The organism is Paenibacillus terricola (assembly GCF_014779765.1).
GTDB classification, from domain to species: Bacteria; Bacillota; Bacilli; order Paenibacillales; family Paenibacillaceae; genus Paenibacillus_T; species Paenibacillus_T terricola.
The window spans coordinates 281591-299248 of record NZ_JACXZA010000007.1 but is presented as its reverse complement, the minus strand read 5'-3'; the positions used below and the strand labels follow the sequence as shown (position 1 = coordinate 299248).

Annotated in this window: 17 protein-coding genes and 1 pseudogene; 12 read left to right on the top strand and 6 right to left on the bottom strand. The window is 45.8% G+C overall.

The genetic code is table 11. The features are described 5' to 3' along the window. Positions 1-5: 5 nt before the first annotated feature. The gene (locus H8B09_RS25235; RefSeq protein WP_224753981.1) at positions 6-1574 is read left to right on the top strand and encodes an ABC transporter substrate-binding protein; all 1569 of its coding nucleotides are present in this window, start codon (positions 6-8) and stop codon (positions 1572-1574) included. A gap of 220 nt (positions 1575-1794) precedes the next feature. Here H8B09_RS25235 and H8B09_RS25230 read toward each other — a convergent pair whose 3' ends face one another. Then, positions 1795-2424, bottom strand: coding sequence for a transposase (locus tag H8B09_RS25230; RefSeq protein WP_191206354.1), 630 nt, complete (start codon positions 2422-2424; stop codon positions 1795-1797). Positions 2425-2444: 20 nt separating this feature from the next. On the opposite strand from H8B09_RS25230, the pseudogene H8B09_RS31330 reads away from it, so the two are divergent. Both H8B09_RS31330 and H8B09_RS31115 read left to right on the top strand, forming a co-directional pair. Next, positions 2445-2594 (top strand): annotated as a pseudogene (locus tag H8B09_RS31330) (stalk domain-containing protein); the annotation flags it as partial. A gap of 60 nt (positions 2595-2654) precedes the next feature. Further along, positions 2655-3530, top strand: a complete 876-nt coding sequence (locus H8B09_RS31115; protein ID WP_397376095.1) for a WG repeat-containing protein — start codon at positions 2655-2657, stop codon at positions 3528-3530. 149 nt (positions 3531-3679) lie between these two features. Here the strand turns inward: H8B09_RS31115 and H8B09_RS25220 are convergent, their stop codons facing one another. After that, complete coding sequence (locus H8B09_RS25220; RefSeq protein ID WP_191206352.1) at positions 3680-4330, bottom strand: NADPH-dependent F420 reductase; 651 nt, start codon at positions 4328-4330, stop codon at positions 3680-3682. A 142-nt stretch (positions 4331-4472) separates the two neighbouring features. On the opposite strand from H8B09_RS25220, the gene H8B09_RS25215 reads away from it, so the two are divergent. Beyond that, the gene (locus H8B09_RS25215) at positions 4473-4805 is read left to right on the top strand and encodes a winged helix-turn-helix transcriptional regulator (RefSeq protein WP_191206351.1); all 333 of its coding nucleotides are present in this window, start codon (positions 4473-4475) and stop codon (positions 4803-4805) included. Positions 4806-4884: 79 nt separating this feature from the next. On the opposite strand, the gene H8B09_RS25210 is transcribed toward H8B09_RS25215, so the two are convergent. Then, a complete protein-coding gene (locus H8B09_RS25210) occupies positions 4885-6336 on the bottom strand; it encodes an S-layer homology domain-containing protein (protein ID WP_191206350.1) in 1452 nt (483 codons plus the stop codon). 297 nt (positions 6337-6633) lie between these two features. On the opposite strand from H8B09_RS25210, the gene H8B09_RS25205 reads away from it, so the two are divergent. The 3 genes from H8B09_RS25205 to H8B09_RS25195 all read left to right on the top strand — a co-directional run bounded on the left by H8B09_RS25205 (position 6634) and on the right by H8B09_RS25195 (position 8440). Continuing rightward, complete coding sequence (locus tag H8B09_RS25205) at positions 6634-7044, top strand: VOC family protein (RefSeq protein ID WP_191206349.1); 411 nt, start codon at positions 6634-6636, stop codon at positions 7042-7044. Between the two features lie 187 nt (positions 7045-7231). After that, positions 7232-7606 (top strand): VOC family protein, encoded by a 375-nt coding sequence (locus H8B09_RS25200; RefSeq protein ID WP_224753980.1) that lies wholly within the window; start codon positions 7232-7234, stop codon positions 7604-7606. Between the two features lie 105 nt (positions 7607-7711). After that, positions 7712-8440 carry an HAD family hydrolase gene (locus H8B09_RS25195; protein WP_191206347.1) on the top strand — a complete coding sequence of 243 codons (729 nt, stop codon included), beginning with the start codon at positions 7712-7714 and terminating at the stop codon, positions 8438-8440. A gap of 85 nt (positions 8441-8525) precedes the next feature. Here the strand turns inward: H8B09_RS25195 and H8B09_RS25190 are convergent, their stop codons facing one another. Next, on the bottom strand, positions 8526-8996 hold the full coding sequence (locus tag H8B09_RS25190; protein ID WP_191206346.1) for a CcdC family protein: 471 nt from the start codon (positions 8994-8996) through the stop codon (positions 8526-8528). A gap of 383 nt (positions 8997-9379) precedes the next feature. Here H8B09_RS25190 and H8B09_RS25185 point away from each other — a divergent pair, with 383 nt between their 5' ends. Continuing rightward, a complete protein-coding gene (locus H8B09_RS25185) occupies positions 9380-10330 on the top strand; it encodes a phosphotransferase family protein (protein ID WP_191206432.1) in 951 nt (316 codons plus the stop codon). A 106-nt stretch (positions 10331-10436) separates the two neighbouring features. Here H8B09_RS25185 and H8B09_RS25180 read toward each other — a convergent pair whose 3' ends face one another. Further along, positions 10437-10607 (bottom strand): hypothetical protein, encoded by a 171-nt coding sequence (locus tag H8B09_RS25180; protein WP_191206345.1) that lies wholly within the window; start codon positions 10605-10607, stop codon positions 10437-10439. Positions 10608-10783: 176 nt separating this feature from the next. Here H8B09_RS25180 and H8B09_RS25175 point away from each other — a divergent pair, with 176 nt between their 5' ends. The 4 genes from H8B09_RS25175 to H8B09_RS25160 all read left to right on the top strand — a co-directional run bounded on the left by H8B09_RS25175 (position 10784) and on the right by H8B09_RS25160 (position 15146). After that, positions 10784-11236: a MarR family winged helix-turn-helix transcriptional regulator gene (locus tag H8B09_RS25175; RefSeq protein WP_224753979.1), complete on the top strand. Its 453-nt coding sequence runs from the start codon at positions 10784-10786 to the stop codon at positions 11234-11236. Positions 11237-11293: 57 nt separating this feature from the next. Then, positions 11294-12118 carry an NmrA family NAD(P)-binding protein gene (locus H8B09_RS25170; RefSeq protein ID WP_191206344.1) on the top strand — a complete coding sequence of 275 codons (825 nt, stop codon included), beginning with the start codon at positions 11294-11296 and terminating at the stop codon, positions 12116-12118. Between the two features lie 557 nt (positions 12119-12675). Beyond that, positions 12676-14025 (top strand): phosphoribosyltransferase-like protein, encoded by a 1350-nt coding sequence (locus H8B09_RS25165; protein ID WP_191206343.1) that lies wholly within the window; start codon positions 12676-12678, stop codon positions 14023-14025. Positions 14026-14114: 89 nt separating this feature from the next. Further along, a complete protein-coding gene (locus tag H8B09_RS25160; RefSeq protein WP_191206342.1) occupies positions 14115-15146 on the top strand; it encodes a retron St85 family RNA-directed DNA polymerase in 1032 nt (343 codons plus the stop codon). A gap of 180 nt (positions 15147-15326) precedes the next feature. Here H8B09_RS25160 and H8B09_RS25155 read toward each other — a convergent pair whose 3' ends face one another. After that, positions 15327-17618, bottom strand: a complete 2292-nt coding sequence (locus tag H8B09_RS25155) for a preprotein translocase subunit SecA (RefSeq protein WP_191206341.1) — start codon at positions 17616-17618, stop codon at positions 15327-15329. Positions 17619-17658: the final 40 nt, after the last annotated feature.

Sequence of the window (17658 nt, the reverse complement as noted above, 5' to 3'; positions counted from 1 at the left end):
AAGACATGTTAAAGAAAAGCAAAATGAGTATGTTGGCTCTGGCATTGACTTCGGTTATGGCGCTGAGCGCGTGTGGCAGCAATGGCAATAACGATAGTAACTCGACTTCATCGGATAGCTCGACACCGGCGGCAAACGATGCTTCAACTGCAACTGGCGGTATCGATACTTCCAAAGAAGTGAAGTTGAAAATGATTTTCGTTGGTCCTAAACCCGTTGACTACGATAGTGTCTTCACGGAAATCAATAAAGTGCTGAAAGAAAAAATTAACGCAACGCTCGAAGGCGAGTTCCTTGACTGGTCTGACTGGGCACAGAAATACCCGCTGAAGCTGGCAGCGAACGAAAATTTCGACCTGATCTACTCGGCGAACTGGGCTGGCTACAACGACCAAGCGCTGAAGGGCGGATTCTTGGAGTTGACGGAAGACATGCTCCAGAAGTACATGCCGAAGACGTGGGCAGCTATGCCGTCGGTTAGCTGGGGTCAAGCGAAAGTCAACGGCAAGCTCTACATGGTCCCTCAGAACAACGGCGAATCCGTCGAGAAGCTGATCCTGTATCGCGAAGACCTGCGCAAGAAATACAACTTGCCAGAAATCAATAGCCCTGAATCCTATGCGACGTATTTGAAAACAATTGCTGCCAACGAGAAAGGTATCGTTCCTTTCGAGCCGGAAACGGGCGACTGGAAATACCACAACCTCGACCGCATCCTGTTGAAGCAACAGAACGAATGGAACATGTTCGACTTGGATATGCCGTTCGCATATAAACTGGATGACGCAACGGGCAAAGTATTCAACGTGTATGAGACGCAGGAGTTTAAAGACCTTCTCGTTTATTACAAAGACCTGGCCGACAATAATGCATGGTCGAAGAACGTTCTGAACAGCAAGAATGACCACCAAGCAGACTTCAAAGCTGGCAAAGTAGCATCGATCACCCATAACAATGGTACGCTCGGCTCGCTTATTACGACGATGCAACAAGAAAAATCGCCATACGAAGTGAAATTGGCGGACATTAACCCAGACAAGAAGAAATCCGTCGCAATCTCGACGCAGAACGGTACGTCGATCCATGCAACTTCCAAGAACGTCGAGCGTTCGCTCATGTTAGTTGATCTGATGCAGAACGACGAACAGTTGCATGACCTGATCATGTACGGAGTTAATGGCGTTCACTACACGCCAGCTGGCGATGGCAAATATGCAGCTACCGACAAGAGCGCGAACTTCACGGGCTTCTCGAACTGGAACTTCAACTCGCCGCTTAACCTGACTAACGAGGCGTTCCCGCAAGAAGCTTCCGATCTCGTTAAGAAGTGGGAAGGGCAAGTGTACCACTATTCGCTCGAAACGTTCGTATTCGACAACAGCAACGTGAAGACGGAACTCGCTAACCTCGGCAACGTCATGTTGCGCTACGCGATTCCGCTCGAATACGGCTTGATTAAAGATATCGACAAAGGCATTGAAGAACTGAACAAGCAACTGAAAGCGGCAGGCCTGGACAAAGTTCAAGCCGAGCTGCAATCGCAGATCGATGCTTTCTTGGCGAACCAAAAGTAATAGGGACGTAAGCAATTAAGAGAAAGCTATTGTAAACAGGCCCCCATAGACTGGCAATGTCATTAAGTTAGACTCAGAGACAAGATCATGAATAGAGAATGAATTCGAAACGGCATGGGAAAAACTCCTATGCCGTTTGTTTTTCTGCACAATGAAGAAAAATGGGTATAGCAAACAAACGGATGGAAAATCCGCTTAAAAAATTTTCATAATAACCGAATTATGCTACTCTGTAAACGAAGCTAACTGCAGATTTGTAACGGATTTTGCGCGTATTCTGCTGCCCTGGTCGAATGGGTCGAATCGGCAAAACGTTTCTTCGAATCAGCGCTTCAACATCGGGCGGGGGTTCCTCGTCTCTTGAGCGCAGGAAATGTCTACAAACGTGAACGGCAACCGTGAAGTTGACTTGGTATTGGTGCTGTTTATCCATTTGAGAAATGACGACGTGCGAGGTCATCATTTCCGTAAAATTGTACATGATCATTCTTGCGAAGACCTCTTGGATGACGGACTCTCGTTTCTTTGCATGAAAACTTGTCAGACCGACGGTATATTTTAATGCCCTAAAAGAGGTTTCAATTCCCCATCGCATGTTATAGATGGACCTAAGTTCATCTGGTGGGAAATCGTCGGCGGAAAGATTCGTAATGACAGTTTCATAACTGCCACTCGGCAGGACGAACCGAACAACACGCAAGGAAATTGGGTAAAACAACTGCTCTTTCAAATCCAAAAAATCAAAGGTAGACGTAGAAGGGACGAACTTGTAAATTTCAGGATGGGCTTTGACCTCATTGGTTTGTTTTTTTGGTGAGTACCAGATGACTTTCCTTATCAAACGAACCACTAGCGGGCAACCGCAAGCCCGAGAGAACGGTGGATGTGAAGGAAGCCAATGTTAATGGTAAAATCATCTCGCTTAATGCAGCCCCGACAATCAGCAAGAATACGCTTTGGGTTCCTGCATCGGCAGTTGGAGAACTGTTCGGAGCTGCAATCAAAGAGGATCCCCAAGCAGCCACTCTTGCCATTACGCCTAGACTGTATCCAATTACTAGCGGTAGCCAACAAGGTTTCGTGAACGTATTCGGTGAGTCGGTTATTGCTCCAAGATACGAACATGCAAACAGCTTCAGCGAAGGTCTGGCCATCGTGAAGCAGGATGGTAAGTATGGGTATATTAATGCGTTTGGCCAAAAGGTCATTAGCGCTCAATTCGATGAGGCCTATGATTTTTCCGATGGCGTAGCTCTTGTAAGTAAAGATGGGGTATCGCAATACATTAATACAAAGGGCGAGACGCTGCTCAGCCCGACGGGCTATGATGTGCTTTATGACTTCTCTGAAGGCTTGGCACTCGTGCAAAAAGGGGATTTATTCGGTTATATTGACCTTTCAGGAAAAGAAGTTATCCCGGTCACATATGAAGATGCGTTCTACTTCTCCAATGGGCTTGCGGCTGTGCAAGTCGAAGGAAGGTACGGCTATATTGACAAGGCTGGAACCATTATAATCGAGCCGATCTACCAAAGCGTTTCCGATTTCAGCGGCGGTCTAGGCCTCGTGCAGGCTGAGGGAGAGAACGGGGAAGGCTCATTCGGGTTCGTTAATGCGAAGGGCGAAGCAGTAATCGCCCCTCATTACGCACTGGCATTCTCTTTTAGCGAAGGCTTAGCAGCCGTTCAGAACGACGGCACGTTCTCCTTCATTAATGCGAAGGGCGAGAGCAAACTGCAAACCGCATACGAAGATGTTGGCAGCTTCCATGATGGTCTGGCTTACTTTGAGCAAAATGGCTTGTACGGCTACATCGATCAGCAAGGCAAAGTCGCCATCCCGGCTCAGTTCGATGCCGCCGGCGATTTCCAGAATGGCTTTGCAGCTGTAGCGAATGGAACTGGTAACTATATCATTAATGAAAAGGGCATCATACTAGGATCAGCTGCAGAGTAATGTAGTTCCGTATGGCTCCAAATAGAAGACCGGCGTTCCACCAGACTGAAGAGTCTGTGGAGCGCTGGTCTTTGTCGTTTGCAGCTAGTAAATACACAGTAGCTCTGTATTTCAATACTGCGCCCGTTAGCATATAGTTAAGGGGAGACTTACTGCGAGACCTTGAAGTTCATCATTCCATGCCCAAGGACGGCAGCGACGCGGGAAGCCAATAAAGCTAGCCCTTCTGTTGCTTGCGCAGCCGAGATATCGCCAATATCATATATCCGTTTCCAACCAAACGCCTCTTTAAGTAAAGTGGAGACTGCTTGCTTGGCATCGCCATCGTTTCCGCACATGAATAGATCATGATCCCCATCAGCGACCACATTGGGGTTTACCATCACGTTTGCCGCAATATGGTTCATTGCTTTGACCACTTTAGCTTCAGGAAATGCGGATTGAATTCGTTCGCCTAGCGATTCTCCGGTCGAAGTGAAAAGCGTCATCCGACCGTCTGTGAAATCAATGGGTAGAGAAACGTCCAAGAGGGCTTTTCCATTCAGATTTTCTTCCCCAGCCAGCTTGAGCGCCTCGATTGCCTCACGACCAGTTATTGCATGAATAAGCAATTCGCCAAAAGCAGCTGCCTCACTAAGAGTGCCAACGAGGATTGTATTGTTGTTCTCATTCTCTATTTCAACCCAGTCCGTAAGTTTCTCTGGTTGCCTGGATCCGAGCATTACGGAATAACCCTTCCTAGCCAATGCAGATCCTAACGTTTTGCCGGCATTGCCGGCCCCGATAATTCCTATTCTCATCTTGTATTGTCCTCCTCCAAAGGTCGTTCATGGGACCCTGATAAGAGCATAAATCAGATGTTGTTTTCTCGAAAGAACGCAAAAAATCTAGTCATACGCTACTTTTATAGTCCAACTAACGTTTTGTAAGGAGGGTATTGTCGTGAATCAACCTAGTGAGATACCTTGCTATCCAGCAATCGTTGCTGCAATCGAGGTTATTAGCGGTAAGTGGTCGTATTCGGTGATCTCCCAACTGTGCCAAGGGGCGCAGCGTTTCAATCAACTCCAACGCAGTCTTACCGGCATTAGCATCAAATCGCTTACGGACACGCTTCGTCATCTGGAGCAGCGCGGCATCGTCAGTCGTAAAGTGTTCCCGACTGTACCGGTAACAGTCGAGTATTCTCTAACCGAGAGCGGAGTGGCATATAGCGAAATCCTTGTACGGATGCGTGACTGGGGAGTTACGTGGGGTGGGCTATCGCTGGATTAACAAAAGACCGAGATACCTCAAACAATATGAGGCCTTCTCGGTCTTCTTCAGTTTCCTATAATGAGGTGGCAGAGGCGTTCTAGTGCTTGCGCTGTCTTAGCATCTGCCGAATCGCCTGCTCGATCGAATCCATCGGGTCGCTGCCCGGTTTCGGAATGTAGTAGAGAGGCTCGTTCGACTTTATCTTTGTATACAATCCGCTTGCAACGGCAACGTCGGCGCTAATTGTCTCTTTGTCTTCAACGAGCGAACCGATCAGCGTCTTAGCGCTTCCGGATAGATTCGTCTGTAAAGCTGCATAAACGACTTCAACCATATCCCCACGTAGGAAAGGCATTACACTCGCAAGCCGCGCTGCTGCATCTGCGGTGAGCAGTCCATTATTCCTCGAGAGCTCCTCTGCAGCGGAAGGTGTGGCATCCGGATAACCTAGTAACCGATTGATCAGTGTTAGAAACTCTTTGCCCGACATTGCTCGATCCGGTGCAAATGCGCCATTCCCGATGCCCTTCACATAACCCTTGCTGACGGCGTAAGCGATCGCATTCGCTGCCCAGTTCGTGCTCTTCACGTCAGTGAAGTTAGGCTTCAATTGTGCTGCAGCGGCGTCATCAGCTTCACCGGAGAGACGAAGCAGCATCGCAACGCCTTGTGCGCGAGTGAAAGAATCATCAAGCTGATATCCGGTATTCGTTCCAGTAAATAGACCGAGCTGCTTCAGCGTATCTGCCTTTATCGTATTGCTCTGATTCGTGGATGCTGCGGCAGACAGGATGGATACTTTACCTCTAGGTTTATACGACTGCGGTTGCCCCGGTTGTTCAGTCGTCCCATCCGGCTTTGTCACCTCTGGAATCGTCGCATCTGGCCCCTTTTCTTCTGCGACTGGGTTCTCATCTGTTGATGTCTCTGGCGTAGGTTCAATCTCCACACCGTTCAATTCCCCAGTATGGACCAAGGAAGCAGGATTGGAGGTATAGAGTGAATCGTAGTAGTTCTGTGACGATGGATCGTCAAATGTAAATGAATTGCGGAGCTGATAACCCGTCAACGTTCCATCCGGATCAAAGGATTGGACAAGGGTAATCCCCTTAACCGTCTGCGTTAAATCCTTCACGACCGCGTTGCCGTCCAGCTTCTTACCTGACCAGAATTCAATTGTAGTTTGCTTCTTAGTCGTATAGGACGCGTCATAATATTCGTTGCGCATCGAGTTGCTTAGGAAGCGCTCTGAGCCGCCTTCTCCGGTTACGCTGATGAATTGCTCTTCAATAAATTGATCTCCCGTGTACAAATGAACAATACCGTATAGCGTCTGAATCGGCTTGTCCGGACCACCACCAAGAGCAGTTAACCAATGGTCGGCAGGAGCGTTCTGTGGGTATGCGGTGAACTCCGCAGCATATACGACCTCAATCCGATCAAAATCATACTTCAGTTGCCCTTCCTCTGCCGACGCTCGATTAAAGGGAATAAGGAGTGTTACAGCTAGCAGCAATGCAAGCGTCAAATAACAAGATTTTTTCACCATTCCAACACCCGTCCTCGCCATAATATTCCAAAATAATCATACAGAGAGACAGGACTGTTGTCACTCTCTTTCAGCAGGTTTACATCAAAATTTAGGTTGTGGGATGAAGATGAACATCAAACAATTGCAATAAAGGATTTGTTGAATCAACGAAGAATCAACAAAGTTAGATTTTGGATAAATGGGTGACACCCTTCGCGAGAGAGGTTGGAATTTTTTATAGCGTAAATGTTTGGTTTTTATCCAATTCGTCGTTTATTGAGTGAAGCTAAATTCTATGACATTGGAGGCAACACAATGGGAGCACAATCGTTAGGGGCCGTATTTATTCGCGTAACGAATTTAGAGAATTCGATTCCATTCTATTCTGCGCTCGGCTTGCGTTTTCGGGGAATCGAGGAGTGGAATCCGGGCCGCGGGGCAACATTCTTCTTGGCTCCGGATCACGATGGGTTTCCGCTAATGACCCTGATAGAATCCGACCAAGTTCAAGTGTTGGAGTTCCCCAGCTATAACCTGAACGCGACTCATGTAAAGGATATGTATCGGGATTTGGAGCTAAGCGGATACAAATTAAAGCCAATCGAAGAGTGGACTTCTCCTTGGAACCATCATATTATGTTCGACGTGTGTGACCCCGACGGACATATGATTAATATTATTGAGGTCATCCCCATTAACACCAAAACGGCAGAGTTCAGCGAGTAATAACAGAGACCAAACTTGATAAGAAAAGATACATTTCACATGACATTCATATGATATGATTCCATTAAATGGGGTGATGGAGATCAAATCCTTTGCAAGAAACGTAGACGGGTACAAGCCATTTTGCGCACCGCAAGCATTAAAAGTTATTAACGGACAAATGAAAATCCAATCGGAGGAAATGAGTATGGCAGAAGAGAGTAGTAAAGTCGTTACTGAGCCCCCGCTTGTTAAAAACCGGCTTGTCGATATTTACATATCTTGCGAGAATGAAAAGCGCGCCCGTGATTGGTACACAAACGTGTTAGGGCTGGAGAGCTTAGTTATGGAGAATGGTATCAGATTTATACTGATAGAGTGGGGAGAGCAGCATAAACCCGTGAATGAATCCGCTGTTTTTAGCCTCCAAGCGCCGGATATACACAAAGCGTATACAGAATTAAAAGCAAGAGGGGCCGTAAAAGACGGAGAAGAAGTTATACCCTATGGTGCCGACTGTTTAGGGTTCCATGTCACTGATTCTGAAGGCAATGCTATCATGATTATCGATAAGGCTGATTAAGGTAGAAGTAACAACATGCGAGTTTGAATACAGAGCACGGCAAATGGATGCTGTTGCTCTGTACTTTTTTTTCTATGAGTGAACCAATTGGGAGGATGTGGCCAAATGGATAGTATCAGGCCTAAAGCAATCTTGCTGGATCTGGACGACACCATTATTTCTTTTGATCATGGTGTAGATGCAGATTCGTGCTGGAGGAAAGCAATATGCAAATATATGCCGGAGGAAAACACTACAAACCCAGAAGGAATTCTCTCGGATATTAAGGAAAGAGCCAAGTGGTATTGGGGTGATCCAGTGAGACATAGAATTGGAAGGTCCGATTTAACTAAGGCAAGACAGGAGATTATAACAGCAGTCTTGATGAAGAGAGACATTAATGATATTTATTTAGCTTTCAATATTGCTGCATCATATACAGAGGAACGGGATAAGGCGATTACGATATTTCCTGATTCTATAGAAACCATTAAACAAATTCGTACCAAAGGGATAAAACTTGCATTATTAACGAATGGAAATTCTGAAGCGCAATGGAAAAAAATACGGCGCTTTGACCTTGCAGCTTTCTTTGATTGTATTGTGGTTGAAGGTGAGTTTGGCGTTGGCAAGCCAGAAGAGCGTATTTACTTTCATGCATTAGAGCAGCTGGGGGTCGCCGCTGACGAAACATGGATGGTGGGAGATAACTTTGATTGGGAGGTTGCAGCACCACAACGTTTAGGGATTAAGGGTATATGGATTGATCATAAAGGAATGGGGCTAACCGGTGAACCAATTACTCAACCTTTTATGATTATTAAATCGTTGGGTGATTTGCTCGCACTCATTTAGAACCGAATTCAAACAAAAAAAAATCAAACAAGCGAGGGTGTCTAGGATGGCTCCAGCAATACGGAGCCTAATATCCTGGAGTCCGCTACGAAGGAGATGATGCGTCCACGAGCCTGAATTTAATATACGAAGCGATTCTCCACGGTATAAGGTATCCGAACGCTACCGTTATAAGCAGCGCCATTTGACCTTGGGAGTCCATATCGGACAGCTCTTGGCGAAGAATAATTCGAACGATCGCCAAACTTAAGAAAGCAATGAAAAACCACCCGCTTTTCTTAGCGTAAATCAGATTGTCTTCTCTTACCTCGAACTGAGTCGTCAGAATCAGCGGGATCGAGAACATGATACCGAGTCCGAAGGCTGCGCCGAAAATCCAAGCCGGCTCATTCGCGGTCGCGTCAACGACCAGCGATAGACCGGGAGCCACGAATAACAAAGGAATTAACATTCTGATTCCGTTGCCCCGTATGGGACGGAACATGCTTCTCGTTCTTCTCCACAATACCAAAGCCGCAATCGCGGCGATCAACACATACACACTGCTTCCGTTCATTTCCGACTCACCTCATCGATTTGATACTCTAATCATAATTCGAGGCACCGCTCCTTGATCAGTGCAAAACATCACTTTATTGTCATGACAAAAGTCATGCAGCTATATTTCAGGGGGAAGAAAAAATAAGGGCCGGGTCAGTTCACCATACGTGAACTCCCGGCCATTGATTTGTTATGTTCAGTTTCGCATGAGGTCTTGAATCAGCATTTCGTAAAATACATAGACCCTAATCAACACTTTAACAGACGGTAAAGAAACAGTCTATACTTTCGGATGCAAATTCTATACATTTATGTAGCCGGCCGGCAAATACAGTTGGAATGGAGCGTTATACGATGGAACTTGTTAGTCATCTCACTCATGATGAAGTACAGGAGTATATGCACAACGTATTTGGTACCGGTTATCTTGTGACTGATATCGCAAGAATTCATGGCGGCGCACAAAAAGTCGTTTACAAGATCGACTGCAGAAATGGTTTTGCTTGTGTGCTGTATGTCTGGGATCTTTCCCGCAACTATTTCCGGGAAGAAATTATGAATGATTCTGGTTCTGTATTCCAGGGCTCCTACGGCGGCGGTCTGTTTGCTATGAATAATCGATGCTTTAGGCAACATGGAATTCGAACGCCGGCTTTATATGATCTGAATGAAGGTAGAGACCGGCACCCTTTCGACTTCGCTCTTGTCGAATATATAAAGGGGCAGAAAGCCGAAGCCTATTTTCAACATGAAGACCCCAAGGTTCGGGATGAGTTATTCCATCGAGTCGGGAGCATGTTATCCAACATGCATGCGATCGAAAGGAATCATCATGGAAACGCGGATAGCAATGACGAAAGCAACGACCGACCATGCTTTGAAGTTCAGCGGAAGCATGCGGAGAAGGCCTTAGCGTATGCCTCGGAACATATGGCAGGCGTGAGGGAGAATTACAGCGTCCTTCTTGATAAGTTATACGAACTAGAAGCGGGTATTGAGCCCAGGGATCGGTATAGTTTCATACACGGGGAGCTCGGTCCTGACCATATACTAATCGATCATGAACATATGCAGCCGTACCTCATTGATATTGAAGGGGCAGGGTTCTTCGATCTCGAGCACGAGCATAGCTTCTTGGAGCTGCGGTTTGGAGACTTCTATCGTTACTTAAGAAATACCGAACTTGACGATAGGCGGATGATATTTTATCGATATGCTCATCACCTCTCGCTGATCTCAGGGGGTTTGAAGCTGCTTTATCGGCAATTCCCCGACCAGCAATTCGCGAAGAGTCTCGCAGAATATCATGCCCGCCGTGCGATTCAGATGGCTTCTGGAGGTAGCTCTTAGCGTTATCGTTCAAGAGCAATAGTCATCCAGGACAATACGACCTTCGGAAGTGCAACAGGCATCAATGCGGATACTCACATTGAAGCCCTGTTCACTTCCGGAGCAGTCATCCCGAGAACGCCGATGTGTCGTCGGATCCGGAAGCCGATTGTCCTTCTTTCGGTTCGGCATCGTCGGAAGGCGCATTCTCATCTGGCGAGAGGGCGGCAGCCATTACAGATAGAGCTTCAAGGCTAACGAGATCTTCGACTTCGTCAAAATGTTCGTTGTCGGTCATAGCGATTCTCCTCCAGGAAGGGTTTACCTACCAGGAGATTATTCGCCTGCGGTTTGCATTTTATTCAGCAATCTCGGAGTTCTCATCCCTGTTGGATTCAGGTGTTGACAAATATAGGATAATACCTCTATATTTAAATTTAGTTAAATGTTTAATTATAAACGGGAGGGATTCGCTTGAGCATTCAGAAATACGTCCTGCAGCAACCGCTTGAGGTTCAGGCTTTCTTCACGCTGGTAGATACGACGGCCGAACTCGTCGGCGCCTCGGAGAAATATTGGGCCTCCAAAGAAACTAACGGAGCTCGCATCCGCATACTCGTCGAAATCGCGAAGGCAGGTGGCGCGATCTTGCCTTCGTCATTGGCCGAGCGAATCGGTGTGACGAAAGCGAACATTAGCGTGCTGCTTGTACCTTTGGAGAAAGCCGCCTATATACGCAGTTTCGATCATCCCGGGGACGGGCGCAAGAGGATGATTGAGTTATCCCCCGAAGGAGAGAAGCTGCTGGAAGACCTGCTGCCCGGCAACCGAGCGACGATCACGGATCGTATGAAAGCGTTGAATGAGAACGAGATGCACATGTTACTATCGCTCCTAGGCAAATTACAGGGAAGAGGACCATTGTAGATTTTTTTACGCATTTAGTTAAATGTTTAACTACTATAAAGAAGGGATGGGGTATCAATGACGATCGTGATCACAGGTGCGACAGGCAATCTAGGTAGACTCGTTATGCAGCAGTTGCTTTATCGAGTTCCTGCGTCCAAAATTGCGGTAAGCGTAAGAAATCCAGGAGCGGCGAAAAGCTGGGGCGAGCAGCAAATGGAAGTCAGATATGGTGACTATGATGTGCCGGAATCACTGGAGTCGTCGTTTCGCGGGGCGTCGAAGCTGCTGCTGATCTCGTCCCCCCATGCCGACGATGACGTTCGGCTTCGCCAGCATATGGCGGCTGTAGACGCCGCGAAGCGGGCAGGAGTCAGCCATATCGTCTATACGAGCATCGTTCGTCCAGAGCTAGGGAAGCTGCCTTTGCACCGGCTTCATCTGGAAACCGAGCGGGCTATCGCGAGTGCTGGCATTCCCTATACGATTCTCCGGAATGCTTATTACTCGGATATCGTGAAGCTGCTTGGTGTCCGGGAAGCGGTGGACTGCGGCGAACTTAGGAGTCCGCCCGGTCAATGGACCTTTAACACGGCGGCCCGAGAGGACTTAGCTGCGGCCGCGGTGACGGTGCTAACGGAGAAAGGGCATGAGAATCGAACGTACGAACTGACAGCGGAGCGCGCGTGGGGGCTTAGCGAGTTGGCGAAGGTGTTGTCGGAGGTGACGGGACGAAGAGTTGTGTATCGAACCGACCCCGCCATGACGAGTATCGTCTACCGAACGCTGCCTCTGGCAGATATGAAATTCGTGTCGCCGGATCTCGTGTGGCTGGCGGGAAAGCCTTTGCGAAGCCTAACAGATGAGGTTCGGGAGTTGTTCAGCCCGATTAACAAGCGATAGCGATAACTGAAGGTGGAATTGTTTAACTGGTGGCAGGGAAGAATCGAGGCTTACCCGTAGTAGATGCCGGCGCGATTGAGCAGATTACCATAATTATCGAGTGACCCACATCCAATGATATTTGGATATGGTTTTTCGCAATTGGCCCGTTTGATGCCTCTTACATGACGAATCGTTCCTGAAATGCCTAATCAAATATGTATCTATCAAATTGATCTTGCAGCGGATGGCATCTCTGACTTGCTATGGGAAACGACCTTCGACTCTACGAATATATAAAGGGTTTGGCTCCGAACTGCATAGAACCGGAATAGATTATTCTCATCATCTTTCCAAATCCGCTTACCTATTCCTACCATAGGACTAAGATTAGGTTTTGCAGCCCTAGTATGGTTATACAGAAACCAAATGGCGTGAGTCGAAAGATATTCTACTTTTGATTTGCTCCTTTTTGATGTTAATTAGAATTTAGGTTAACATTTTGATATTCTCATAATGAAACATATTTTTACTATTATTCATCTCCTCGAAATAGAAATAACGAAAGAGGGATTTATTTGACTACAGATCTTCATGCAACAATAGATCAGTTCCTTAGAAAAAATGATGTGTTTGATTCGGAAGAAGATTATGTAAGGGATTTCAAACAAAAAGTAGAACATTTTTTAGGGCAAAATAAAATTCAACAAACAAAAGATGTCAGTGATATTTTGTTGAAGATGCTAAGCGATTATCACTATTATTCGAGGTCATACATAGAGAAGATCTTTACGAATTTCTATAAGTATCTGCTTCCCAGGATCAAATCAACGAATACAATATATTGTCCTATCTCAAGTGAAAAAGATGTTACTAGGATGAATAGTTCATACTTTTATTTGCAAAAATTCCTTGAGGTCAACGATTTATCCAATGATCAAGCTATAAACTTAAGCTCTTTACATTTAGATGTTTATAATAAATTTTATAAAAAAGAGATTTTGAATTATGCCAACGAGAAGAAAGCTGCGGAACATGTAAAAGAAAATAAAAGAATATACAGTAAATTAAAATATATAGATTCAGTTGTTTTTATAGATGATTTTTCAGGTACTGGGGATACAATCAAGAGTTTTCTAAAAGTGGCTGCAGAAATGGTTAAAGAAAAGCAAGTTATTGTATATGTAATTCATATAACATCAAGGGCAAAAGACATTATAAATAAATCATTTGATCAATATGGCTATAGGAATGCTAAATTATTTTTTGAGGAAGAGAGCAATGGTTTTTTTGAAAAAAATAGCGAGCTTAAGACGGAAAGAGACATTCTCTTGAAATTCGAACAAGAGGTATTGGAAAGCAAACATCCGCTAGGATATAAGGAATCTGAAGTACTAGTAACGTTCTATAGAAATTGTCCTAACAATACGATTAGTAGTTACTGGTGGAATGAGAATGAAGAATGGCATGCGCTGTTTCAAAGAAAAAACAAAATATTGGACTTTTTTGGGGATAGAAAAATTGAGGAGATAAAAGAAGCAATACGTTATAATCTGTCACTACTAATACCAGAGCAATTATCAAAGAAATATGATATAAAAGAAATTCTATATCTATTATATTTAAATGAGTTCCCAAGCGATAAAGAGGATTTTGAAATAAGAAGAATTTTAGGATATAATGAAGCACAATTATTGGAACACCGCAGTCAATTATTAAGTAAAGAGTGGATCGATTCCCTGGATAATTTGTCTTCAATCGGTGCAGATATTTTAAGAGAGTTAGGGCTAAGTGCATGCACTTTTTCGGATTTAACTACCCCTAAGTCTTTAGCAGCTGGGCAGGATAGCCTATCTTTTGAGGACGAATATATACCGGTTCGATGCAGTAAATTAGGGTCGAAGGAAGACGAGTCGTCTGCCGAGTAAGCAATGGTTGAAAATCCGAATTTATGTAAGAGTCAATGGCGTTCAGTAATTTATACTTTACTTAATAATTAGGGAAGGGATGGGGTAGTGTGGATTTAGATGTTTTAAGATCTAAATTGATTGAGCGGAACGTGCCAAATGAAGAAATCGAATCCACATTATCTTATGCCCATATTCTACAGGAAAACGGTGTTCCAATAATTTTTGATTCCCAGCACCTACGAAGACTATTGAAGTTAACGGATACTGACTTTAAGAGACTGTATTATTCAAAAGAAATGCAGTATAGAACTAGAGAAATTCCTAAAAATAATGGTTCGGGAACCAGAACGTTATGTATTCCATCGCTAGATTTAAAATACGTTCAACGATGGATACTTGATAATATATTGTATAAAGTTAAAATCAATGAGCATGCAATTGGGTTTGTAAAAGGAAAATCAACTGTTTCTAATGCTGGTTATCATATGAATCAAGAATATGTGTTAAAAATGGACATTAAAAATTTTTTCCCAACGATATCGAATAGCAGAGTCTTTGGATTATTCAAATCTTTAGGTTACTCATCAAGCGTTGCTATGACTTTAACTAACTTTTGTACATACAATAATGAATTGCCTCAGGGGTCGCCGACCAGTCCGTATATATCGAATTTAGTTTGCAGGAAGTTAGACCGACGGTTGGAATTATTATGCCGAACAAGAGGGCTGCAGTATTCACGATATGCGGATGATATTACGATTTCAGGAGGAAGGAAGATTAAGAAAACGATTTCGTTCGTTCAAAGAATTCTTGAAGAAGAGGGATTTAAGAATAATGAGAACAAAATGAATCTGATTTATAAGAGCAATAGGCAACAAGTAACGGGTGTAGTTGTAAATGAAAAATTATCAGTCCCTAAAGTTATTTATAAATCACTGAGACAGGAAATTTACTATATTAGAAAATACGGGTTGGAATCTCACTTAGATAAAAAAGGGCTCAACCGTAAATCGCATGTTAAAGAGCATTATTATGGACTGGCTAATTATATGATGATGATTGACAAAGATAAGGGGCAACAATTTATTAATGAGTTGAATGCTATAGATTGGAAGCGTAAATCTCTAGGGAGAGATTGATAGTAGATATCTCGTTATGTAGACAGCCTGTATTAAAAGTCGGTTAAGCGGCCTTGGTCTTCATGTGACGGGGCTGTTTTGTTTGTAATCGTTTGTATTAATAAATTGTTGAGATGGGAAAGAGTCGAAAAAAAACATCGCCGAGGTGATCGTATGCCCTGGCGATGTATTTTTATATGGTTAGGAGTCAAATTCCGACCACTTAAACACCGGTCTCAGAATTTTACGAAGATAATAAGCCGCCACCGTCATTGGGGTCCATGAGCTGCGGGTCCTCTCGATGTACTGATCGTTGATGATATAGGTTCGTGTGGAAGTTGGGCTCTTAAGCCCGAACTCTTCCCACTTCGCCGGGTCATTCGAGCCTTCGAGCTTGGCGAGCATGTTCTCCGATGCGCGGTCTATCTTCGCTGGAATTTGCTCGTATGCTTCCGTGATCTGATCATGAAATTCTGCGATCGGATTGCGGCTGGCGAGGCTCTCCAGGTGGATGCCTTCGCGAATGTATGAGATGTATGCCAGATGGTCAGCCCAGAACTCGTCGATATAAAAAAGCCGAACCCGCTGCTCCGAAGGACTCATTGGCGTCTCGCCTGTCAAAATTTTGAGCCGTTCTTCGTACAGGAGTCGCCTCTGATCCTCCACCATATCCGAATAATGGTTCAGTTCGGTACGGATATGGTGGTTCTGGCCTATCATGACGCGCTGAATATGCGCGATTTTGCCGGGGAGGACAGGTCCTTCGAGCGGTTCATCCTGCTTAGGAACACGGAAAGCTCTGCTGGTGCCGAACCGAAGAATCAACTCGTCCTCCAAGCTGATGTAGAATACGGAGGCTCCGGGGTCGCCTTGACGGCCTGAACGCCCGCGCAGCTGGTCGTCGATCCGCATGCTTTCATTCACCTGCGTACCAATCACATACAGCCCGCCCAGCTTGGCGACCATCTCTGCTTGCATGGGGTTGCCGCCGCCGAGCCGAATGTCGACGCCGCGTCCCGCCATATTCGTAGACACCGTCACGGCGCCGACTTCTCCTGCCTTGGCGATGATCCCGGCTTCTTCCGCATCGTTCTTCGCATTCAGCACATGGCAAGGAACGTTGGCAACCGCCAGCATCTTCGCCAGCTTGTCAGACTCCTCAACGCTTGATGTGCCTATGAGGATCGGACGCCCCGTAGCATGAACGGACGAGATTTCTTGCACAAGCGCCTTAAGCTTGGCTTCCTTATGGGTATAAATCCGGTACGGATGGTCCATTCGAATGTTGGGTCGGTTCGGCGGAATCTGCACGACCTGAAGATTATAAATACTTTCGAATTCCATAGCGGACACGTACGCGGTAGCCGTCATTCCGCACATTTTCGGATACAGGCTAAGGAAGTGCTGAAGGGTGATCGTTCCGAGAATTCTGCCGCCGGCTGTCGATTGCAGTCCTTCTTTGGCCACAAGCGCGCTTTGCAGCCCGTCGGGCAAATACCGATTCTCCGCCACTCGACCGGTATATTCTTCGATCAGCTCGATTTTGCCGTCTCGAACGATGTAATCAATGTCCCGGGTCAATAACACCTCCACATGGAGCGCGCAATTGATTAACGATAATAGCTGACTATTATCGCTATCGTACAAATTACCGCATTCCAGCAGCTCCTCCACCTTTGCAGCCCCTGCTTCATTCAAATATACGTTCCGCTGGGACTCGTCGTAGTCATAATGCTTGACTTGTCTGAGCTGCCGAGCGATTTCCGCGTAACGATTGCCGTCGTTGCTGGAGAGGCTGGACTCGCCAGAGATGACGAGCGGCACCCTCGCTTCATCGAGAAGCAGGGAATCGGCTTCGTCGACGATGACGTAGTGGAAGGGGCGATGTACGGTATCGGCTTCGTCCAACGCAATGGTGTCGCGCAAAAAATCGAACCCCGCCTCTTTGGCTGTAACGTAAGTGATATCCGCGGCGTATGCTTCCCTTTTGCCGGACAGACTCATGCCCGATTGAACCGAGTTGACCGTTAACCCGAGGAATCGATAGATCGGTCCCATCCATTCCGCGTCTCGATGTGCCAAGTAATCGTTAAAGGTCAACACATGAACGCCTTTGCCGGTCAGCGCGTTAAGATAAGCAGGCATAACAGCAGAGAGTGTTTTTCCTTCGCCGGTATGCTGCTCGATTAACATCCTCTCATGTAGGGCGATAGCAGCCATGATCTGAACATCGTAAGGCTGCAATCCGAGCGTTCTCTTCGCTGCCTCGCAGACCAGCGCATAGGCATCAACAAGCAGCTCATCCAAGGGCGTACCAATCCGTGCTTCCTGTCGCAACCGCAGGGATTCTGACTGCAGCTGCTGATCGTCCCATAATTCCAAGTTCCGTTGCTTGATAAGCGCCGCCTTGTCTCGATAGCCTTGCAGCATATGCTGCATATCCTGATTTTCGTACTCTTTGTATTTGTTCATCAACTTGACGGCTAAATTCATAGGCGTTCGGTCTCCCCTCGGCATAAATACGCGCTTGAAT

Coding starts and splice junctions, on each gene's coding strand:
- H8B09_RS25235 (WP_224753981.1), top strand. CDS start 6: ATGTTAAAGAAAAGCAAAATGAGTATGTTGGCTCTGGCATTGACTTCG.
- H8B09_RS25220 (WP_191206352.1), bottom strand. CDS start 4,330: ATGAGAATAGGAATTATCGGGGCCGGCAATGCCGGCAAAACGTTAGGA.
- H8B09_RS25210 (WP_191206350.1), bottom strand. CDS start 6,336: ATGGTGAAAAAATCTTGTTATTTGACGCTTGCATTGCTGCTAGCTGTA.
- H8B09_RS25205 (WP_191206349.1), top strand. CDS start 6,634: ATGGGAGCACAATCGTTAGGGGCCGTATTTATTCGCGTAACGAATTTA.
- H8B09_RS25200 (WP_224753980.1), top strand. CDS start 7,232: ATGGCAGAAGAGAGTAGTAAAGTCGTTACTGAGCCCCCGCTTGTTAAA.
- H8B09_RS25195 (WP_191206347.1), top strand. CDS start 7,712: ATGGATAGTATCAGGCCTAAAGCAATCTTGCTGGATCTGGACGACACC.
- H8B09_RS25190 (WP_191206346.1), bottom strand. CDS start 8,996: ATGAACGGAAGCAGTGTGTATGTGTTGATCGCCGCGATTGCGGCTTTG.
- H8B09_RS25185 (WP_191206432.1), top strand. CDS start 9,380: ATGCACAACGTATTTGGTACCGGTTATCTTGTGACTGATATCGCAAGA.
- H8B09_RS25180 (WP_191206345.1), bottom strand. CDS start 10,607: ATGACCGACAACGAACATTTTGACGAAGTCGAAGATCTCGTTAGCCTT.
- H8B09_RS25170 (WP_191206344.1), top strand. CDS start 11,294: ATGACGATCGTGATCACAGGTGCGACAGGCAATCTAGGTAGACTCGTT.
- H8B09_RS25155 (WP_191206341.1), bottom strand. CDS start 17,618: ATGAATTTAGCCGTCAAGTTGATGAACAAATACAAAGAGTACGAAAAT.